General features: G+C 69.8%; 12 protein-coding genes. 2 read left to right on the forward strand and 10 right to left on the reverse strand.

All coding sequences use genetic code 11. The annotated features are described in order from the left end of the window. Positions 1 to 207: 207 nt before the first annotated feature. The gene (locus tag IE195_RS02455) at positions 208 to 1,770 is read right to left on the reverse strand and encodes an SLC13 family permease (protein ID WP_191267699.1); all 1,563 of its coding nucleotides are present in this window, start codon (positions 1,768 to 1,770) and stop codon (positions 208 to 210) included. 257 nt (positions 1,771 to 2,027) lie between these two features. Between IE195_RS02455 and IE195_RS02460 the strand changes: the two genes are divergently transcribed. Next, positions 2,028 to 3,026, forward strand: coding sequence for a TAXI family TRAP transporter solute-binding subunit (locus IE195_RS02460; protein ID WP_191267700.1), 999 nt, complete (start codon positions 2,028 to 2,030; stop codon positions 3,024 to 3,026). Positions 3,027 to 3,029: 3 nt separating this feature from the next. On the opposite strand, the gene IE195_RS02465 is transcribed toward IE195_RS02460, so the two are convergent. The 3 genes from IE195_RS02465 to IE195_RS02475 form a co-directional block, all read right to left on the reverse strand. Then, a complete protein-coding gene (locus IE195_RS02465) occupies positions 3,030 to 4,487 on the reverse strand; it encodes a sensor histidine kinase (RefSeq protein WP_191267701.1) in 1,458 nt (485 codons plus the stop codon). A 3-nt stretch (positions 4,488 to 4,490) separates the two neighbouring features. Then, positions 4,491 to 5,159, reverse strand: a complete 669-nt coding sequence (locus tag IE195_RS02470) for a response regulator transcription factor (protein ID WP_191267702.1) — start codon at positions 5,157 to 5,159, stop codon at positions 4,491 to 4,493. A 131-nt stretch (positions 5,160 to 5,290) separates the two neighbouring features. Continuing rightward, a complete protein-coding gene (locus IE195_RS02475; RefSeq protein WP_229826050.1) occupies positions 5,291 to 5,611 on the reverse strand; it encodes a CU044_2847 family protein in 321 nt (106 codons plus the stop codon). A 243-nt stretch (positions 5,612 to 5,854) separates the two neighbouring features. Between IE195_RS02475 and IE195_RS02480 the strand changes: the two genes are divergently transcribed. Beyond that, positions 5,855 to 6,091: a DUF397 domain-containing protein gene (locus IE195_RS02480; protein ID WP_191267703.1), complete on the forward strand. Its 237-nt coding sequence runs from the start codon at positions 5,855 to 5,857 to the stop codon at positions 6,089 to 6,091. Positions 6,092 to 6,094: 3 nt separating this feature from the next. Here the strand turns inward: IE195_RS02480 and fxsT are convergent, their stop codons facing one another. From fxsT to IE195_RS02510, 6 genes are all read right to left on the reverse strand, one after another. Then, the gene (gene fxsT, locus IE195_RS02485; protein ID WP_225942572.1) at positions 6,095 to 10,693 is read right to left on the reverse strand and encodes an FxSxx-COOH system tetratricopeptide repeat protein; all 4,599 of its coding nucleotides are present in this window, start codon (positions 10,691 to 10,693) and stop codon (positions 6,095 to 6,097) included. Beyond that, on the reverse strand, positions 10,690 to 11,802 hold the full coding sequence (locus tag IE195_RS26430; RefSeq protein WP_191267704.1) for an AAA family ATPase: 1,113 nt from the start codon (positions 11,800 to 11,802) through the stop codon (positions 10,690 to 10,692). The genes fxsT and IE195_RS26430 overlap by 4 nt, the downstream gene beginning before the upstream one ends. Further along, positions 11,799 to 13,430: a VMAP-C domain-containing protein gene (locus IE195_RS02495; protein ID WP_191267705.1), complete on the reverse strand. Its 1,632-nt coding sequence runs from the start codon at positions 13,428 to 13,430 to the stop codon at positions 11,799 to 11,801. Before IE195_RS02495 ends, IE195_RS26430 begins: the two co-directional genes overlap by 4 nt. Continuing rightward, positions 13,427 to 14,404: a S1 family peptidase gene (locus IE195_RS02500; protein ID WP_229826051.1), complete on the reverse strand. Its 978-nt coding sequence runs from the start codon at positions 14,402 to 14,404 to the stop codon at positions 13,427 to 13,429. Before IE195_RS02500 ends, IE195_RS02495 begins: the two co-directional genes overlap by 4 nt. 261 nt (positions 14,405 to 14,665) lie before the next feature. Next, entirely contained in the window at positions 14,666 to 15,109 is a 444-nt protein-coding gene (locus IE195_RS02505; RefSeq protein ID WP_191267707.1) for a DoxX family protein, read from the reverse strand. A 190-nt stretch (positions 15,110 to 15,299) separates the two neighbouring features. After that, positions 15,300 to 15,806, reverse strand: coding sequence for a MarR family winged helix-turn-helix transcriptional regulator (locus IE195_RS02510; protein ID WP_191267708.1), 507 nt, complete (start codon positions 15,804 to 15,806; stop codon positions 15,300 to 15,302). Positions 15,807 to 15,863 lie beyond the last annotated feature (57 nt).

Below are 15,863 nucleotides of genomic sequence, written 5' to 3' on the forward strand. Positions count from 1 at the left end.
GGTGAAGCCTGGGTTTCCCCGTGTTTCGGCGTTCCTCGGTGTGTTTCGCGCCCGGCCGTACCGGTGGCCCGGACGGGACCCGGAACACGGCAGGGGGCGCCCCGCCCGGTTCCGCTGGACGGGAGCGGAATCCGGGCGGGGCGCCCGTGGGAGTGCCGGGGCGGCGTCCGAGGAGGAGGCGCCGCCCCCGGGGGTGGGGCCCGAAGGTCAGAGGGAGACCCCGAGAGCCCAGGTGACCAGGCCGTACATGGTGGCGAGGGTGAGGAACAGGGCGATCAGGTTGAGCCAGAGCCCGCCCTTGAGCATCTGGGTGATGTTCACGTAGCCCGAACCGAAGGCGATCGCGTTCGGCGGGGTGGCCACCGGAAGCATGAACGCCATGGTGGCGGCCAGGACCGCCGGGATGATGAGGACGAGGACGTCGACCTGCATGCCGACGGCGACGCCGCCGAGGATCGGCAGGAAGGTGGCGGCGGTGGCGGTGTTGCTCGTGAGCTCGGTCAGGATCAGCACCAGCGCGGCGACCGCCGTGATCAGGATCCAGGTCGGCACCCCGGCCAGCCCGGAGACCTGGCCGCCGATCCAGGCGCTCAGCCCGGAACCGGTGAACTGCGTGGAGACGGCGAGGCCGCCGCCGAAGAGGAGCAGGATGCCCCAGGGGAGCTTGACCGCGGTGTCCCAGTCCATGAGCGGGGTCCGGCGGTCCACCGGGATGAGGAAGAGCAGGACCGCGACGGTCATCGCGATACCGGCGTCACTGACGCTGCCCAGCCACGGGGCGGCCTCGGCCACGGCGCCGATGTCGGCGATGATCGGGACGAAGATCCAGGAGAACGCCGCGAAGGCGAAGAGGGCGAGCACCAGCTTCTCGCCGCGGGACATCGGTCCCATCTCGGTGAGCTCGGTGCGAATGAGCTCCTGGGCGCCCTCGACCTTCTTGATCTGCGGCGGGAAGACCCTGATCAGCACGAACCAGGCCAGCAGGAGGAAGACGGCGGCCAGCGGCAGGCCGACCATCATCCACTCGCCGAAGCCGAGGTGGATGTCGTGGTTCTCGGCGAGGTAGGCGACCATCAGGACGTTGGGCGGCGTGCCGATCAGGGTGGAGACCGAGCCGATGGAGGCGGCGTAGGCGATGCCGAGCATCAGCGCGGTGGCGAAGTTCGCGTCGGTCCTGCCGTTGCGGAACTGGGCGATCAGCGCGACGACCGAGAGGCCGACCGGGAGCATCATCACGGCGGTGGCGGTGTTCGACACCCACATGGAGATGAAACCGGTGGCGATCATGAAGCCGCCGATGAGCCCGGCGGTGTTGGAGCCGACCCTGGAGACGATCGTCAGGGCGATGCGCTTGTGCAGGTTCCACTTCTGCATGGCCAGGGCGAGCATGAAGCCGCCCATGAACAGGAAGATCGTGGCCGAACCGTAGGAGGTGGCCACGTCACCGACGGCTGTCCCCTCCACCATCAGCGGGAAGAGCACCAGCGGCAGGAGCGAGGTCACCGGGATCGGGAGGGCCTCGGTCGCCCACCAGACGGCGATCCAGGCCGTGATGGCGGCGACGGCCGCTCCGTTGACGGACATGACCGCCTCGGTCTCGCCCTCACCGAGCGGCAGTGCCATCTCCGGCATCGCGAGGTAGACCGCGAGGCCGAGCAGGGGCCCGAGAACGAGGCCGATGACGCGGCTGCGGGTCAACCCCTGCGAGGACTTCTCCTCGCGCTTGACCGGCGCCTTGTCGGGGGTATCGACGCCCTTCTGGGTCGCCATGGGGTCCTCCTTCACTGGGCGCCGGAGCCTGCCCCCGCGCCCGTCTTCGCAGGCCTGAACCGCGCGTTGCCGCTGGGTTACCTGCGAATTACGTCCTGACCCAACAGATGGTGAGTTCACAGGGGTGTGTGTGCAAAGTAACTCCCGCATTCTTGGGATTCCTCTGACATAGAGCGACATACGGTGCACGTCCGGAAACGACGGGTGAGGCGGGATGGTCCGCTCACCCCACGCCGCACACTGTCTAAGCTGCGGGTATGGAATCCACGGGACCGACCAGACGAGCCGCCCTCCTGGGGGCCGCGGGGGCGCTCGTGATCGGCGCCGTGGGCGGTTGCACCCGCAACCCCGCCCCGGACCTGCCCCGGATCGTGATCGCGACCGGCCCCCGGGGAGCCGTCTACCGGGAGATCGGCGGAGCCGTCGCCGCCCTCCTCGACGACCGCCTCCCCGAGAGCGAGGTGGTCACCGTCGAAACCGGGGCCTCACACGACAACCTGATCCTGCTGGAGGAGGGACGGGCCCACCTCGGGCTGGCCAACCTGGACTCGGTGCTGGAGTTCGGCGCCGAGGGGTCGCTGATCAGCGCGGTGGGCAGGCTCTACGACAGCTTCGTCCACCTGGTCGTCACCGCGGACTCCCCGGTGTGGCGGCTCACCGACCTCGAAGGGCTGCGGGTCTCGGTCGGCACGGTCAACTCCGGTACCGAGTTCACCGCCGAGCAGCTCCTCGACGTGACCGGGGTGGCCCCGGAGGTGGTCCGGCTCAACCAGGCCGACTCCGCGGCGGCGTTGGCGGCGGGCGGGATCGACGCGATGTTCTCCCTGACCGGCCTGCCCACCCCGGCCATCACCGACCTCGCCGGGGAGAACGACCTGAGACTGGTGGACCTGGGCGAGGCCGCCGACCTCATGGCGGCCGTCCACCCGGAGGCGTACTTCCCGGCCACCATCCCGGCCACCACCTACACGGGTGTCCCGGCCTGCCCGACGATGTCCATCCCGAACCTGCTGCTGTGCCGGGACGACCTGCCGGAGGACCTCGTCCACCTGGTGGCCGACACGGTGTACACGGGTGCGGCCCGGATGGCCGAGCAGCGCCCCGAGGCGGCCCAGATCAACGTGCGCACCGGCATCTCCACCGGTGTCACGCCCCTGCACCCGGGGGCGGAGCGCTGGTACCGGGAGAACAAGCCCGCCTCGGAGGGGCCGGGGCCGACGGAGGACGAACCGGCCGCTCCGGCGCACGCGGACTGAGGGTCAGTCCCGCGGGTCCGACGGAGCCGATGGGTCCGACGGGGCGGCCGGCGGGTCGGGTGGCTCGGCCGACGGCTCGGCTGGGGGCAGGATGATCACCACACCGAACCCGCGCCGTTCCCCGTCCGCGAGGCCCTCGCCGAGGGTGAGCCGCCCGCCCGCCTCACGGACCAGGTCGGCGGCGATCGCCAGCCCCAGACCGGTGCCCTCCGTGTTCTGGTGGCCGGGTGAACGCCAGAACCGTTCCAGCGCGGCCCCGCGTTCCTCCTCCGGCAGCCCCGTGCCGTTGTCGAGCACCCCGATCCGCACCTGTTCCCCGTCCTCGGCCCGCACCTCGATCCGGGTGCCTCCGGACAGCCGCAACGCGTTGCTGACCAGTTCGTCGAGGATGCTCCCCAGACCGCCCGCGGGGGCGTGCGCCCACACCCGCTCGGGCAGGTCCGTGCTCACCTCGATGCCCCGGGCACGGCCCAGGGCGTTCCAGCGCGCCACCCGGGTCTCGACCAGCCCGGCGACCTCCACCGCCTCGGTGCCGGTGACGCTCTCCAGCCGGGTCGCGGCCAGGAGCGAGTTCAGCATGCGGTGCATGACCGTGGTCTCCTCGATCGCGACCGCGTGCGCCTGGCGCGCCTCCTCCCCCCGCAGGTAGGGCGCGAGGTTCTCCACCGACAGCCGCAGACTGGCCAGGGGGTTGCGGAGCTGGTGCGAGGCCTCGGAGACGAAGGAGCGCTGCCGTTCCAGGGCCCGGCGCACCACGTCCACCATGGTGTTGAAGGACTCCGTGAGTCGGCGCAGCTCCGGCGGTCCGCGTTCGGCGTCCACCCGCACGTCCAGGTCGCCCGAGGTCACCGCGGTGGTGGCCGCGTCCAGTCGGCGTACGGGCCGCAGGACCCACCGGGACAGCGGCATCGACGCCGCCACCAGCAGGGCCAGCGGGAGGGTGCTGAACAGGGCCATCCACCCCCACGTCCCCAGGATGGCCTCCCCCAGCTCCTCGGTGGGCGCGACCAGCACCACCGCCCCGGCGACCTCGCTGTCCCGGCCGATGGGTTCGGCGACCACCAGGGGGTCCGGGTCCCACGGCCACACGGTCACCGGCGGTGCCGGGCGCTCCCCCGCCAGGGCCGCGATGATCCCGCCGCCCGTGGCGGCCTCCTCGGCGACGGCCCGCATCCGCGGGGGGTCGCCGGAGCCCGCGACCACCCGCCCGTCGGGGGCCACCACGACCACGGGGATGCCGTAGAGCTGTTCGTACCGGGACATCTCCTGGGTGAGGGCGTTGCGCCGGTCGGTCTCCAGGGCGGTCCTGGCCAACGCGGCGAACCGGCCCGCGTCCCCCAGCCGGTCGACGTAGACCTCCTGGGTGCGCTGTTGGGCGATGACCGCGCCCAAGGGGGTGACGACCGCTCCGACCAGGACGAAGGCGACCGGGAGCAGGATGGTCAGGAGTCGGCGGAGCACGGGTCAGTCCTCGTCGAGCACGTAGCCGACCCCGCGCACCGTGCGGATGCGCGGCGTCGGCCCGACCTTGGCGCGCAGAGAGGCGATGTGGGTGTCCAGGGTCCGCGAGGAGGCCTCCCAGGCCGCGCCCCACACCTGGTCGAGGATCTGGTCCCGCGCCACCACCCGCGGGGAGCGCTCGGCCAGCAGGCGCAGCAGGTCGAACTCCTTGCGCGTCAACGGGAGGGGTTCGTCCCCGGCCCGCGCCTCCCGGGCGTTCAGGTCGAGGGTGAGCCGCCCGGCCCGCAGCGGCGGGTCCTCCCGTTCGGGTTCGGCCCGCGCCGTCCGGGTCCGCCGGAGCACGGCGTCGATCCTCGCGAGCAGTTCCGCGACCCCGAAGGGTTTGACCACGTAGTCGTCGGCGCCCGCCCGCAGCCCGCGCACCCGGTCCCGCTCCTCGCTGCGGGCGGTCACCGCGATGATCGCCGTCTGCGGCCGTTCCCGGAGCCTGCGCAGGAGGTCGATCCCGTCCGCGTCGGGCAGTCCGAGGTCGAGCAGGACCACGTCGGCGGGGGGCGCCGAGAGCGCCCGCTCCGCGGTGGCCACCCGCTGCACGTCGAAGGAGGCCGCACGCAGGGCGGTCACCAGCCCGCGAGCCACCCGGTCATCGTCCTCGACCACGAGAATACGCATGGCTAGTCATAGTAGGCAGAGTTCGGAGCGCCCGTAGTCGTCAGCACACGTCAGCGGGGGTCGGGGCCTCGGTCTCCGGGGCGGGGGCCGGGCAGGAGAGGGGCAGCGGCACACGCCGGGCGCGCCCTTCCTCAGGCCGGTGCGTCTCCTCGGGAACCGCGCTTCCACTCCATCTCCACCTGCATATTCCCCTCGACGGAGGACTTCGCGATGACGGCCCCCGCCTCGGCCGCGAGTTTGACGCCGAAGGTCACTTTGATGGTCTCGGGCTGGAGGGTGTTCCCCAGTTCGGTAAGCGTAACCGAAACCGCTTTACGTACCGAGGAGAGTTTCTCGGTGAACGTCTCGGTGGCTTCGACAATCGCGCCGTCCGCGCTGACCAGGGAGGTCCCCAGTTCGTCCTCGTCGACCTCCACCAGGACGTCTTCGGTGTCGTCGATCCTGAAACGCACTAAACGCGCCACTTCATAACCTCCCCGGCCCGCTGTCAACATCTGGCCAACATGATCGGTTTGCCAGCGGGCATGTACAAGGCGGATGTCGGTCCATCAGAATACACGGGAGAACTGGTTCCGAACAGACCTGGTCTTTCACGATGATCCGGTAAACGGAAGCGACCAATGATGGACCTGGGAGAAAAGAGGACATTTCGTGTGTAAAGCAGTCCAGCGGAGGCCACCCTGGCAGGAGTGTTCGTGAAAGGGTTGGGCAGGGACCAGGGCCGGTGGCGCAAGTCGAGTTACAGCGGCGCGATAGAAAACGGCTGTGTCGAAGCCGTGCTCACAGTTGAGGGGCGTGTGGGCCTTCGGGACTCCGAGAACGTTTCCGGCCCCTGCCTCGACCTCTCCCTCTCGGCCTGGGCCGAATTACTGCACGGTGTTCTCACACCCCGGTCCCGGGAAGCTCGCCGCGACGGTGAAATCCCCGCCTGATGCTCACAGACCTCCGATATAGATGTCGGCGTCGCCCCGTGAACGCTGTCGAAGGCTGGTGGTCGCGGGGTGGTCCGCCCCCATGACCTCGCGGTAGGAGGACTCCAGGGCATCGAAGCCGGATTCCGCGTCGGAATCGGCGGCGGTCTGGTTCAGCATCAGGTTGCGGCGGGCGAGAAGTGTGAGCGGATGCTCCCGCCCCAGGGACGCCGAGGACAGCTCCAGACTGTTCTCGTCACGCTCGCGGGCCCCCGTGGTGTCCCCTGCCTGGAAGTGGTCGCTGGCGAGGTTGATGGCGCAGGCCAGGGCACTGGGATGGTCCGGGCCCAGACGCTCCTCAAGCAGGCGCATCGCCCCCTCGTCCAGTTCCCTCGCCTCGGCCAGCCGGTCCAGGCGGCGGAGGATGATCGCGCGGTTCACCTGAGCGAACACGACGTGCGTGTGTTCCTCCCCGAACAGCTTGGCGTACTTCTCCCCCGCCTCCTCGGCCAGTTCCAGGGCCTCGGCGAAACGCTCCACCGCGCAGAGCGCCAGCGAGTGGTGCAGGGCCGCGCGCAGGGTGCCTGCGTCGTCCGCACCCAGTTTCGTCCGGAACTCCCGCAGGACGTGTTCGGACAGCTCGCACGCCTCCTCCAGGTTCCCCGACCGACGCATCATGGTGGCGAGCGTGCCCTGCAGACCCAGCACCCCGGAGTGGTCGGCACCGAACAGGGACCGGGCACGGTCCACGAGCGCCTGCTGGACGTCCCGGGCCTCCCGGTAGCGGCCCGACTCCATCAGGGTGTCGGAGTAGCCGTCGATACTGGCCATCGTGGAGAAGTGGTCCGGCCCCAGGACCGTCTGCCTGCGTTCCCAGGTGTCGGTGTACCGCTGCAGCGCCTCCTGGATCCTGCCCACCAGGCGCAGGTCGTAGGCGAGGAAGTGCGCCGCCGTCAGGGTCTCCGGGTCGTCCGGACCGAAGAGCCGGAACCTTCGGTCGAAGTTCTCGGTGGTGAAGTCCAGGGAGTCCTGGAACAGGCCGGCCATGCGCAGGTTGCGTGCGTGTTCCTGCTCCGCCTTCAGGTACTCCGGGGAGTTCTCTCCCAGCACGGAGCCGATCTCACGCATCGTGCTCTCACACATCTCCCGGGCCCGGTCCAGCTCACCGCCGTCACGGACCGCCCGGGAGATCTGCAGCGCCATGCGCAGGGTGTCCCGGTGGTCGCTGCCCAGACGGTCCGCCCACCGCTCGTGCGCCCGGCTGCCCAGACGCAGGGCGTCACCGTAGTTTCGCTGGAGCAGGGCGACCTCGCACAGCTGGATGACCAGGCTGCGCACCCAGGCGTCCTCACAGTCCCACGCTTCGGAGGCCAGCACGTGGGGAAGCAGTCGCGCGTAGGTGCGCATGGCCTCGGCGGAGTCGTTCTGCGGATCATTGCGGGAGAGCAGCTGATGCGCGCAGTGTTTGAGCCGCTCCTGCTCCCGCTCGCTCATCGACGCCTGCACGGCCGGCTTCACCAGCCGGTGCAGTGAGATGGTGTCCTGCTGGTGGTCGACATGGGCCAGGCTGTACCGGCCGACGTCCCGGATCGCCATCCCCAGCAGGGGCGGGTCGCTCAGGATGGTCCGCAGTTCCTCGGGGCCGTCGATGTCCCGGCCGAACCTGAACAGTGAACGGGGGATGGGCACCGTGCCCAGGAACGAACAGAGCTGGAGGAGTCGGATGGCGCCCGGGCTGTCGACGGCCAACTGTTCCAGGGAGACGTTCCACGCCGCGGCGACCGGGATCGGGTAGTCCGGGTCCACCGGTTCGAGCAGCCGGATCATCTCGGAGGACTTCTCGGCGAGGCGGCGGAGGTACTCCGGCACGTCCATGCCCACCTCGTGCAGCCAGACCGCGGCCTGGTTCAGGGCCAGCGGCAGGTTCCCGAGCTCCTCGGCCAACCGTCCGGCCTCGTCCTCGGTCAGGCCACGCGGCCCCCGACGGCGCAGGAGCTCGACACTCTCCTGGCGCGAGAACTCCGTGATCTCCAAGGACGCCTCGGTGCCCGCCCGCTGCCAACTCCTGTCCTGGGAAGTGATGATCACGTGCCCGTCTCCCGCGACGGGAATGTACCGGTCCAGAGTTTCACGATCCCCCGCGTTATCAAACACCAAAAGCCATTTCCGGAATACTTCGCCCTGTCTCAGCGACTCCAGCACACCATGAATGACGTGGCCACTGTCGGCGCGGGTGACGTCCAAGCCGATCTTAGCAGCGATTTCGGTGAAGGCCTGCCGGATCTGGTTCTCGTGTCGGGACGGAATCCAACAGATCAGATCGTATTCTTCGGAATGGAGGTATATATACTCTTTTGCGAGCTCAGATTTCCCGACTCCGGACATACCGTTCAGAGCAGTGATGACCTGCCGGTTACGGTTTCTTATGTTGGACCGGAGGTCCTGGAGAAGCTCGGTTCTGCCGACGAAGACCGGCGCACGCCGGGGGACCTGGATCCATGCGGCTCCGGAGGGCCTCCCGCCGACGACGGACACCACACTCACCGGGGGCGCCGGCTGACTCACTTCCGGATTCTCGTCAAAACGGTTCAAGGAGGCTCCACCCGCAGAAGATCCAGGAATTCGGCGACGATGGTCCCGATCTTCGCCTTCGAGGCCTCCACCGCCATACTTCGGGGCACTCCGGACAGAGCCCGAGGAACCCCCAGAAGAGGCCAACACTACAGGATCTTCGGCATTCACGGACCCCTCGTCATGTGACCCCTGTGAACCATGTTCATCATTGTGATTGATGTAAGCACCGACGACTTCCGGAAATCTCTCATCAAGGGAAATACTCACCAAAGCGGGAAGGACCTGTTTCACCCAGTGATAGGACATCCGACCGACCTGCGGACTGACGTCCTCCTCTCCCCTGAGCATCGCCCCCAGCACGGGGAAGAAGGGGTCCGCGTTCCAGAGTTCCCCGGAAGCCGACAGCAGCAGGGACCTGATCTCCGAGACCCGGCCGCCCAGCGCCAGGAGTTCCCCGCGTACCCCGGGGCGAAAGTCCCACACCGGAGGCCCGTCACCGGGAGCGTTCCACAACCCCTCGGAGAGCTCGACCAGGTCGGCTCCGCCGAAGAAGATCTCGCTCAGTTCGGAGCGGGGCGCCCGGCGCAACACGTGCCGCCCGAGCATTCGGATCGAACGGAGGTCCATCGGGACCGCCGCCAGGGCCACCGCGAACCGGAACGTACTCGGTGCCGCCTGCTGCGCGAACCTTCGCACGAGGGCCCGCGCCGACTCCTCGCGCTCCCCCTCCGGCGCCGACGTCTCGTCCGGCGCCGCCGGCCCCTCGGGCACCTTGCCCGGCACCGGTAGGACGTGCGACCGCAGGGTGCCGCTGCCCCGACCCATCACGAAGAGAGCCCACGCGTGCAGCTGCTCCGCGGACAACGACAGGACCGGCACGCTGGTACCCAGGGAGCGGTCTCGCGAGGCGGCGGCCGGGGCGGCCCCCGGACGAGCGCCCAGTCTCCGCCTGGTCGCACGGTAATGGCTGTTGGGGCACGCCGGGGCGACGCTCAGGGGTGCCGTGAGCTCCGCGGGTACCGCCTGGACACCGCTGCGCCGCCACAGGTGGGGATCGAGCAGGTGGACGATCGAGACCGCCGCCCGCCTCGCCCGGCCGTTCAGCCAGCCGCGGAATCCGTGGTCGCGCCAGGCGTGGCCGATCCCGTCCGTCAGGACCATCACCACGTGCGGGCCCGGATCCCCGTCTCTCCAGGGGTCCCGCGCGTACCCCCGGGTGTCCCGCAACACGGGGGCCCCGGCGAGCCCGGAATCGAAACTCAGCTCGCGTACGTGCCGGAAGACACCACTGCCGCGCAACAGTCCGAGCAGCGACCGGACGACCTCGTCCTGGAAGTAGTGCATCGAGGCCCCGGCGTCGAGGAGGACCGTGAGGCCGACCGAACGGCGGGGCCGGGCCCGGAGAACCGGCAGCAGCGGCATCCGCACCGCCCCGGGCGATGCCGTCGCACCCAGCACGGACCTCGCGTAGTCGCTCGCGGTCCTCTCCGCGTCCAACTCCTCCCGCGGACCACGGGGATCACGCCGGTGGAACGGCCCCATGGCGGCCACCATCTCCTGCCCCGGGAGGGCCGGCCCGACGGCCCCCTCCCCCGCCCCCCGGTCCAGGGAGGGCAGAGCGGCCCAGAGGCCGCTCCGGCCGCGCGGCCCCGAGGGGACGGACTCGATCCGGGTGGGCGGAGCGGGTGCGGCTCCCGTGGGGTCGGCGGCTTCCTCCGCGTTCCGGGAGGGAGCCGTGTCCGGGGCGGGCGGCTCCGGCGGGTCCTCCCCGAATCCGGGTGTCTCCGGTTCGTCGACCGGCCGGGGCTCCTGAGGCGCCTCGGTTTCCGCCGGACGGGAGGGCGGTTCCTCTCCGAGCGGCGAGCCGGGGTCCCCTTCCCCGCTCGCCCGGTCAGCGGTGGAGTCGTTCGTGTACCGGGCGCGTACCGCGGCCAGGAAGAGGGCTTCGGCCAGCTCCCTCGGGGGCAGGCCCAGGGGCGCGGTCGAGGGGGACGTCCGGGGCGGATCCGCTTCCCCCCCGACGCCCTCGTCACTTCCGGCCCCACTCATCCCGCCGGTTCCGTGAGGTAGTGCCAGACCACCTTCTTGAGATGGTCCATCTGCTTACTGTCCAGGCTCTTCACGCCCGGCGACGTGGTGGCCACGAGCTGGACCGCGTTCAGCAGCTGGTCGACCGAAAGCCGGCCGGTGGCGCTGCGTTGCAGGAACTCCTCCACCAGCTGACGGGCGACCGGCGGCGGGTCCCCCCGGAAGTGCCTGGCCACCATCCGGAGCAGTTCCTCCTCCGAGGGCAGCCCCACCTGGGCCGGTATACACCGCCGCATGAAGGCCTGGGGCAGCTCGCGCTCGGAATTGCAGGTCAGAATCACGATGGGGAAGGCCGAGCAGACGACCCTGCCCCGGGTGACGGGCGCGGTCCGACCCGGATCGTGTGTGCCGACCTCGATCGTCTCGGCCACGCCGGACAGGCGCTCCAGCTCGGGGATGGGGAACTCTCCGTTCTCGAAGAGGTCGAGCAGGTCCCCGGCCAGGTCGAAGTCACCCAGGTCGAAGTCGTCGACCAGGAGGACGCGCGGCAGTTCCTGGGGGAGGAAGGCGGTACCGACCGGCCCCAGGGTGAGATAGCGGCCGATGTGCTGTGCGCCGCTCCTGGGTCCGTCCGCGCCGGGGGCCTCGGGGTCGGCCCTGCCCATGTCCAGGTTGATGTCGTGGATCCGGCTGATCGGATCGTAGACATAGCAGGCGGTGCGCACGGTGGCGGTGCTGTTCACGCTCCAGACGAGCACCCGGCCCAGGCCCAGTTCCCGGGCGATCTGGTGCGCCAGGCTGGACTTGCCGACCCCGGGGGGCCCTGACAGCAGGAGCGGCCTGCGCAGGTACAGGGCGGCGTTCACCTTGTCCAGGAGGTCCAGCCGGGCGGGATCCGCCGGCCTGGAACCGTCGTCGGTGCGGTGCCCGGTGCCCAGCAGCCGGTCGCCCCTCTCGTCGCCGGGCGGCGGGGGCAGGTGCGGGCCGCCGCCGTAGACACGCCATGGGGGCACGGCCCGCAGCCGTGCTCCGAGGTCCAGTTGGGGGCGGGGGGTTCCGGTGCCGCGGAAGAGCCACCACTCCGGCGGTGGAGGCGGTGCTGAGGGGTCGCGGTCGGTAGGAGCACTCATACGGTCGGCCTCCGGGCCTGGGGGGTGTGGAGGAGGGGTCCGTCACCGAGGGAGAGGGGGCTGGGTTCCAGGGGGTGGGGAAGGAGGTCGTGGAAGATCATGCCCACGTCAAGGCTGTCGGTGATGCGTCCGCCCAGGGGTTCGACCGTGCCCCGGCCGGACTCACGCAGGAGCGCGGGCAGGGATGCGACCGCCTCCAACCGCACTTTCTCCTCCTTTCCAGCCAGAACCGCACGAAAAGTCTCTCGGGATGAACGCTGCCGGGTCCGCCAGAGGATGACGGGCACCCCCACCATCATCGCGCTGTGGATGTCCCGGTAGACGTCCTCCGGTTCATGGTGCCCCGTGGCGAACAAGATCACGCGTTCGTTGGTGGCATATTCAACGAACCTTACCGATTCCGGAATTTCGTCACACTGCCGGTCGACCATGCGGGCCTCCCGTTCCCGGTCGATACGCCCCCAACGGCGCCGCATACTCCTCCGCGCGAAATCGTGTTCCACATCCCCGAGCAGGAGGAATTCCTCAACCCGGTAAATGATCTCCGCGTCGATCCCCAAACGTATCCGTTGGGAGAGGAGGGACGACGGTGGTTCCCAGTGCCTGGCCTCCAGCCCCATGAGCACGTCGAAGGGGGCGATCAACTCGACCCTGATGCGGTCGTGGTGGTGGCACCAGGGGTGCCCCTTGAGCCTGTGGAGCAGTTGGAACACCGTTTCGGGGAACTTCCCGGGGACGACCCGGGTGTTGAGGATGTTCGCCGGACCGATCTGCGGAGGCCTACCGGGCTCGGGGCTGAGTACGTTCCAGGACTTCACCCAGAAGCGCGGCTCGTCCCCGGGGTCCGGCCGTTCGTACCTGCCCCGTCCGTCCTCCTCCGGCTCCTCCGGCCCGGTGAGGGTGAACCACACCAGGAGCCGGGCGGGAGGGCTGTCGTCCTCCCCCGCCTCCCCGGCGTCCGCGTCCTCCGTCGACCCGTCCCCGGGGTCGGCCGGGGCGGTTCCCTCACCGAGCGACCGCAGCGCGATCCACTGGCGCAGAGCCCCCACACCCGTACGGTCCCGGTGGTCTCCCTCGTCCTCCAACCGTTCGGCGAACAGGCTCAGCGGCGCGGCTCCGTCGTACCGGGGGGCCTCGGCCAGGTCGGTGAAGCACTCCCAGAGGCAGGTCGGTTCGGGTACCGACATGTTGAGGGCCCGGGGTCCCATCGCTTCCAGGTAGGCCTCCCGTTCGCGTTCCGTCGGCTCGGCGCCCTCCCTGCCGCGGGCGAAACAGTCGCGGAGTCTGCCGAGGATCCTCCGGGCCTCCTCCCTGCGCGCGGATCCGATCCCGGACAGGAGCCTGTCCTCCTCCTCCCGGACGATGAGCGGCTCGACTCTGCCCCAGGCTCTTCGCGCCGACACCGAGCCCTGGTCCAGGAAGTACACGATGCGCATCAGCTCGGCCACGCGCTGCTCGGCGAGCGCGAACTGGGAGACCTGGAGCACGTACTCGGTGGAACCGTGGTCCGTGCCCAGCCCCGGCCACGCGTCCAGATACCTCGCCAGGGCCCCCCTGAGCCCGCTCTCCTTGAAGGTCAGGGTGTTCTGGAGAGCGGTGACCAGGAGCATCTCCGCCCGGTTGCTCACGTCTCCTCTGTCCCGAGGAGAGGTCCCGCCGCCTCCCACACCCGCCGCATGCCCTCGCTGCCCTGCTCCCGGTCGTCCAGCCGGGTGAGGACCTCGCGGAGGCAGGCGTAGTCCCGGTGGGCGAGGGTGACCAGGTTCGAGGAGAAGACGAAGGGGTCCTGGTCAGCCCGGAGACGGCCCGGCAGCGGGGAGGGCAGAGCGAGGTAGAACTCCGTCCTGTGGTCCGGGATCAGCAGGGTCCGCAGACGGGAGACCTCCCGGGCCAGGGTCGTCAGGGCACCGACGCCGGCCTCCCGGCGGCCCCGGGCGGCTCCGCCGCCGGTTCCGGCCCGGGGGGCGGTGCTCCTGCGCGCGGACCGGGGCATCCCCGGCACCGGGGGGACGATGTCCAGGGGGATCATCCAGCCGGCCCGGCCCGACGAGCCCTTCTCGGTGACGATGCCCAGAAGGTCACCGCTGTTCAGGTCCCGCACACCACTACCGCTGTACCCCTTGGACACGGTGATCCCCGCGGCCGAGTCGGTGTCGATCTGCACGTACTCGTTGTGTGTGCCGCCGGTGCCGATGAGCCTTCCCGTGATCCAGTAACCGGCCTCGGCACGCGGACCTCCGACGAAACGCACCGGCCGCCCCGGGGTACGGGCGTCCCCGTCCGGCGCCGGGACGGCAGGGGGGACCGTCACGGCATGGTCCAGGCGGAGCACCGCCGCGTCCCACGGGCTCGTGTCCTCCCACCATCCGTCAGGGACCACGGTGGCGGTTGCTCTCCACCGGGCGTCGCCGCGGGGGGCGTCCAGGTGGACCACCGAGCCCGGACCTGCCTCGCGGCCGGTACGCGCCAGAGCCGTCTGAACCACGTGAGCGCAGGTGAGCAGGTGGTCGGCGGAAACGAGAACGGCGGCCCCGCACATTCTCGTGCCGTCGTCATCGATGACACGGAACTGCCAGTCGGATTCGCGGGTCCGGTTGGACACAGTTCTCCCGTTCGGCATGTGGGTTCGAAAACGGGGGGTCGACCCAGGCAATGCACCCCTACCCTGTCAACACGACTTTCTCCGGCATCGATTCTACCGATCGCTTCTCAAATGACCAGGCAGCGAAGAAATCGACAGAAAGATCCGTATGTTGCTTTTTGTCGAATTTGTTAAAAGAGTCAATGAAGTTGTGCCTGGGGCAAAGCGAACGGCCGCCCACCATCGTCGGCGGACGGCCGTTCCGGTGAATCGGGGGTCTGCTCAGGCGGAGGGCACGGACTCCGCGGCCTCGGTGCGGCCGCGGGCACGACCCCAGGGCAGCAGGCTGTCGACCGAGTAGCGACCGCCGGAGAAACCGAGGGCCAGCGCCGCCGCACCCAGCACCAGGGGCAGCTCGAAGCCGCCGACCAGGGGGTCGCCGACGTGGGCGAAGAAGTACGCGGAGGCCATCATGAGGGCGAGGAGCAGGCCCGCGGCGGGCAGGGCGAAACCGACGAGGAGGGCCGCACCGGCCCCTACCTCGATGGCCGCACCGAGGAGGGCGGTGAACTGCGGGAGGGGGACGCCCATCGCCTCGAAGCCCTGGGCGGTGCCGCCGGGGTCCGTCATCTTGGGCAGCCCGTGGGCGATGAAGACGACCCCGAGGACGACCCTGGCCAGCAGGGCCGCGGCGTCGCCGAGCCTGGATCTGAGCGTTGCGGTCATGGTGGTTCCTGTTCTGTGAGCGGGTATCCCGGAACCGGTGGGCCCCAACGCGCGACTACAACACTTGAGACCACAACCTTTTCCTGGAAAAGAGATACTAGTACGCATCCGCCCGAACACATAGCGTGGGCGGGGACGAGTTGGGAACGTCACGTGGCCGCCCTGGTCAGGACGGAGAACAGAACACGGTTCAGTCCTGGTACCGGGCCCCGTCCGGGTCGGGGTACCTGGGCTCCTCGCCCTGGGGGTCGAGCGCGGACAGCATCGACTCGGAGATCTCCCGCAGCTGACCCACCTGCTCGGAGCTGAGCGTGTCGAACAGGACCCTCCGCACCTCGTGCACGTGGCCGGGGGCCGCGGATTCCAGGGCCTTCATCCCCTCGGGCGTGATCTCGACGATCGTGGTGCGCCGGTCGTCCGGCCTCTTGAACCGACGGATCATCCCCTCGCCCTCCAGCCGTGCGGCCGCGTGCGAGAGGCGACTCGGGGAGGAGCGCAGCAGTCGGGCCAGCCGGGTCATCGTCAGCTCCCGACCCGGGGCCTCGGAGAGCATCGCCAGGATCTGGTAGTACGCGTGCGGCAGCCCGGAGTCGTGCCTGAGCTGGCGGTCCAGTGCGCCGTCGAGCAGATTGACGGCGGTCAGGAAGGCACGCCAAGTCTGCTGCTCGCCGTCGTCGAGCCAGCGCGTCTCGCCCATCGGACCTGTGCCCCCAGAAATACTTGAGCGTTCAATTGTGTTGTTGCCGCACACGGA

This window comes from Nocardiopsis terrae (assembly GCF_014651695.1).
Taxonomy (GTDB): domain Bacteria; phylum Actinomycetota; class Actinomycetes; order Streptosporangiales; family Streptosporangiaceae; genus Nocardiopsis; species Nocardiopsis terrae.

Excerpts from the sequence above, each read along its gene's own strand:
- IE195_RS02470 (WP_191267702.1), bottom strand. The coding sequence starts at position 5,159 with ATGCGTATTCTCGTGGTCGAGGACGATGACCGGGTGGCTCGCGGGCTG.
- fxsT (WP_225942572.1), bottom strand. The coding sequence starts at position 10,693 with ATGAGTGGGGCCGGAAGTGACGAGGGCGTCGGGGGGGAAGCGGATCCG.
- IE195_RS26430 (WP_191267704.1), bottom strand. The coding sequence starts at position 11,802 with ATGAGTGCTCCTACCGACCGCGACCCCTCAGCACCGCCTCCACCGCCG.
- IE195_RS02510 (WP_191267708.1), bottom strand. The coding sequence starts at position 15,806 with ATGGGCGAGACGCGCTGGCTCGACGACGGCGAGCAGCAGACTTGGCGT.
- IE195_RS02505 (WP_191267707.1), bottom strand. The coding sequence starts at position 15,109 with ATGACCGCAACGCTCAGATCCAGGCTCGGCGACGCCGCGGCCCTGCTG.
- IE195_RS02455 (WP_191267699.1), bottom strand. The coding sequence starts at position 1,770 with ATGGCGACCCAGAAGGGCGTCGATACCCCCGACAAGGCGCCGGTCAAG.
- IE195_RS02460 (WP_191267700.1), top strand. The coding sequence starts at position 2,028 with ATGGAATCCACGGGACCGACCAGACGAGCCGCCCTCCTGGGGGCCGCG.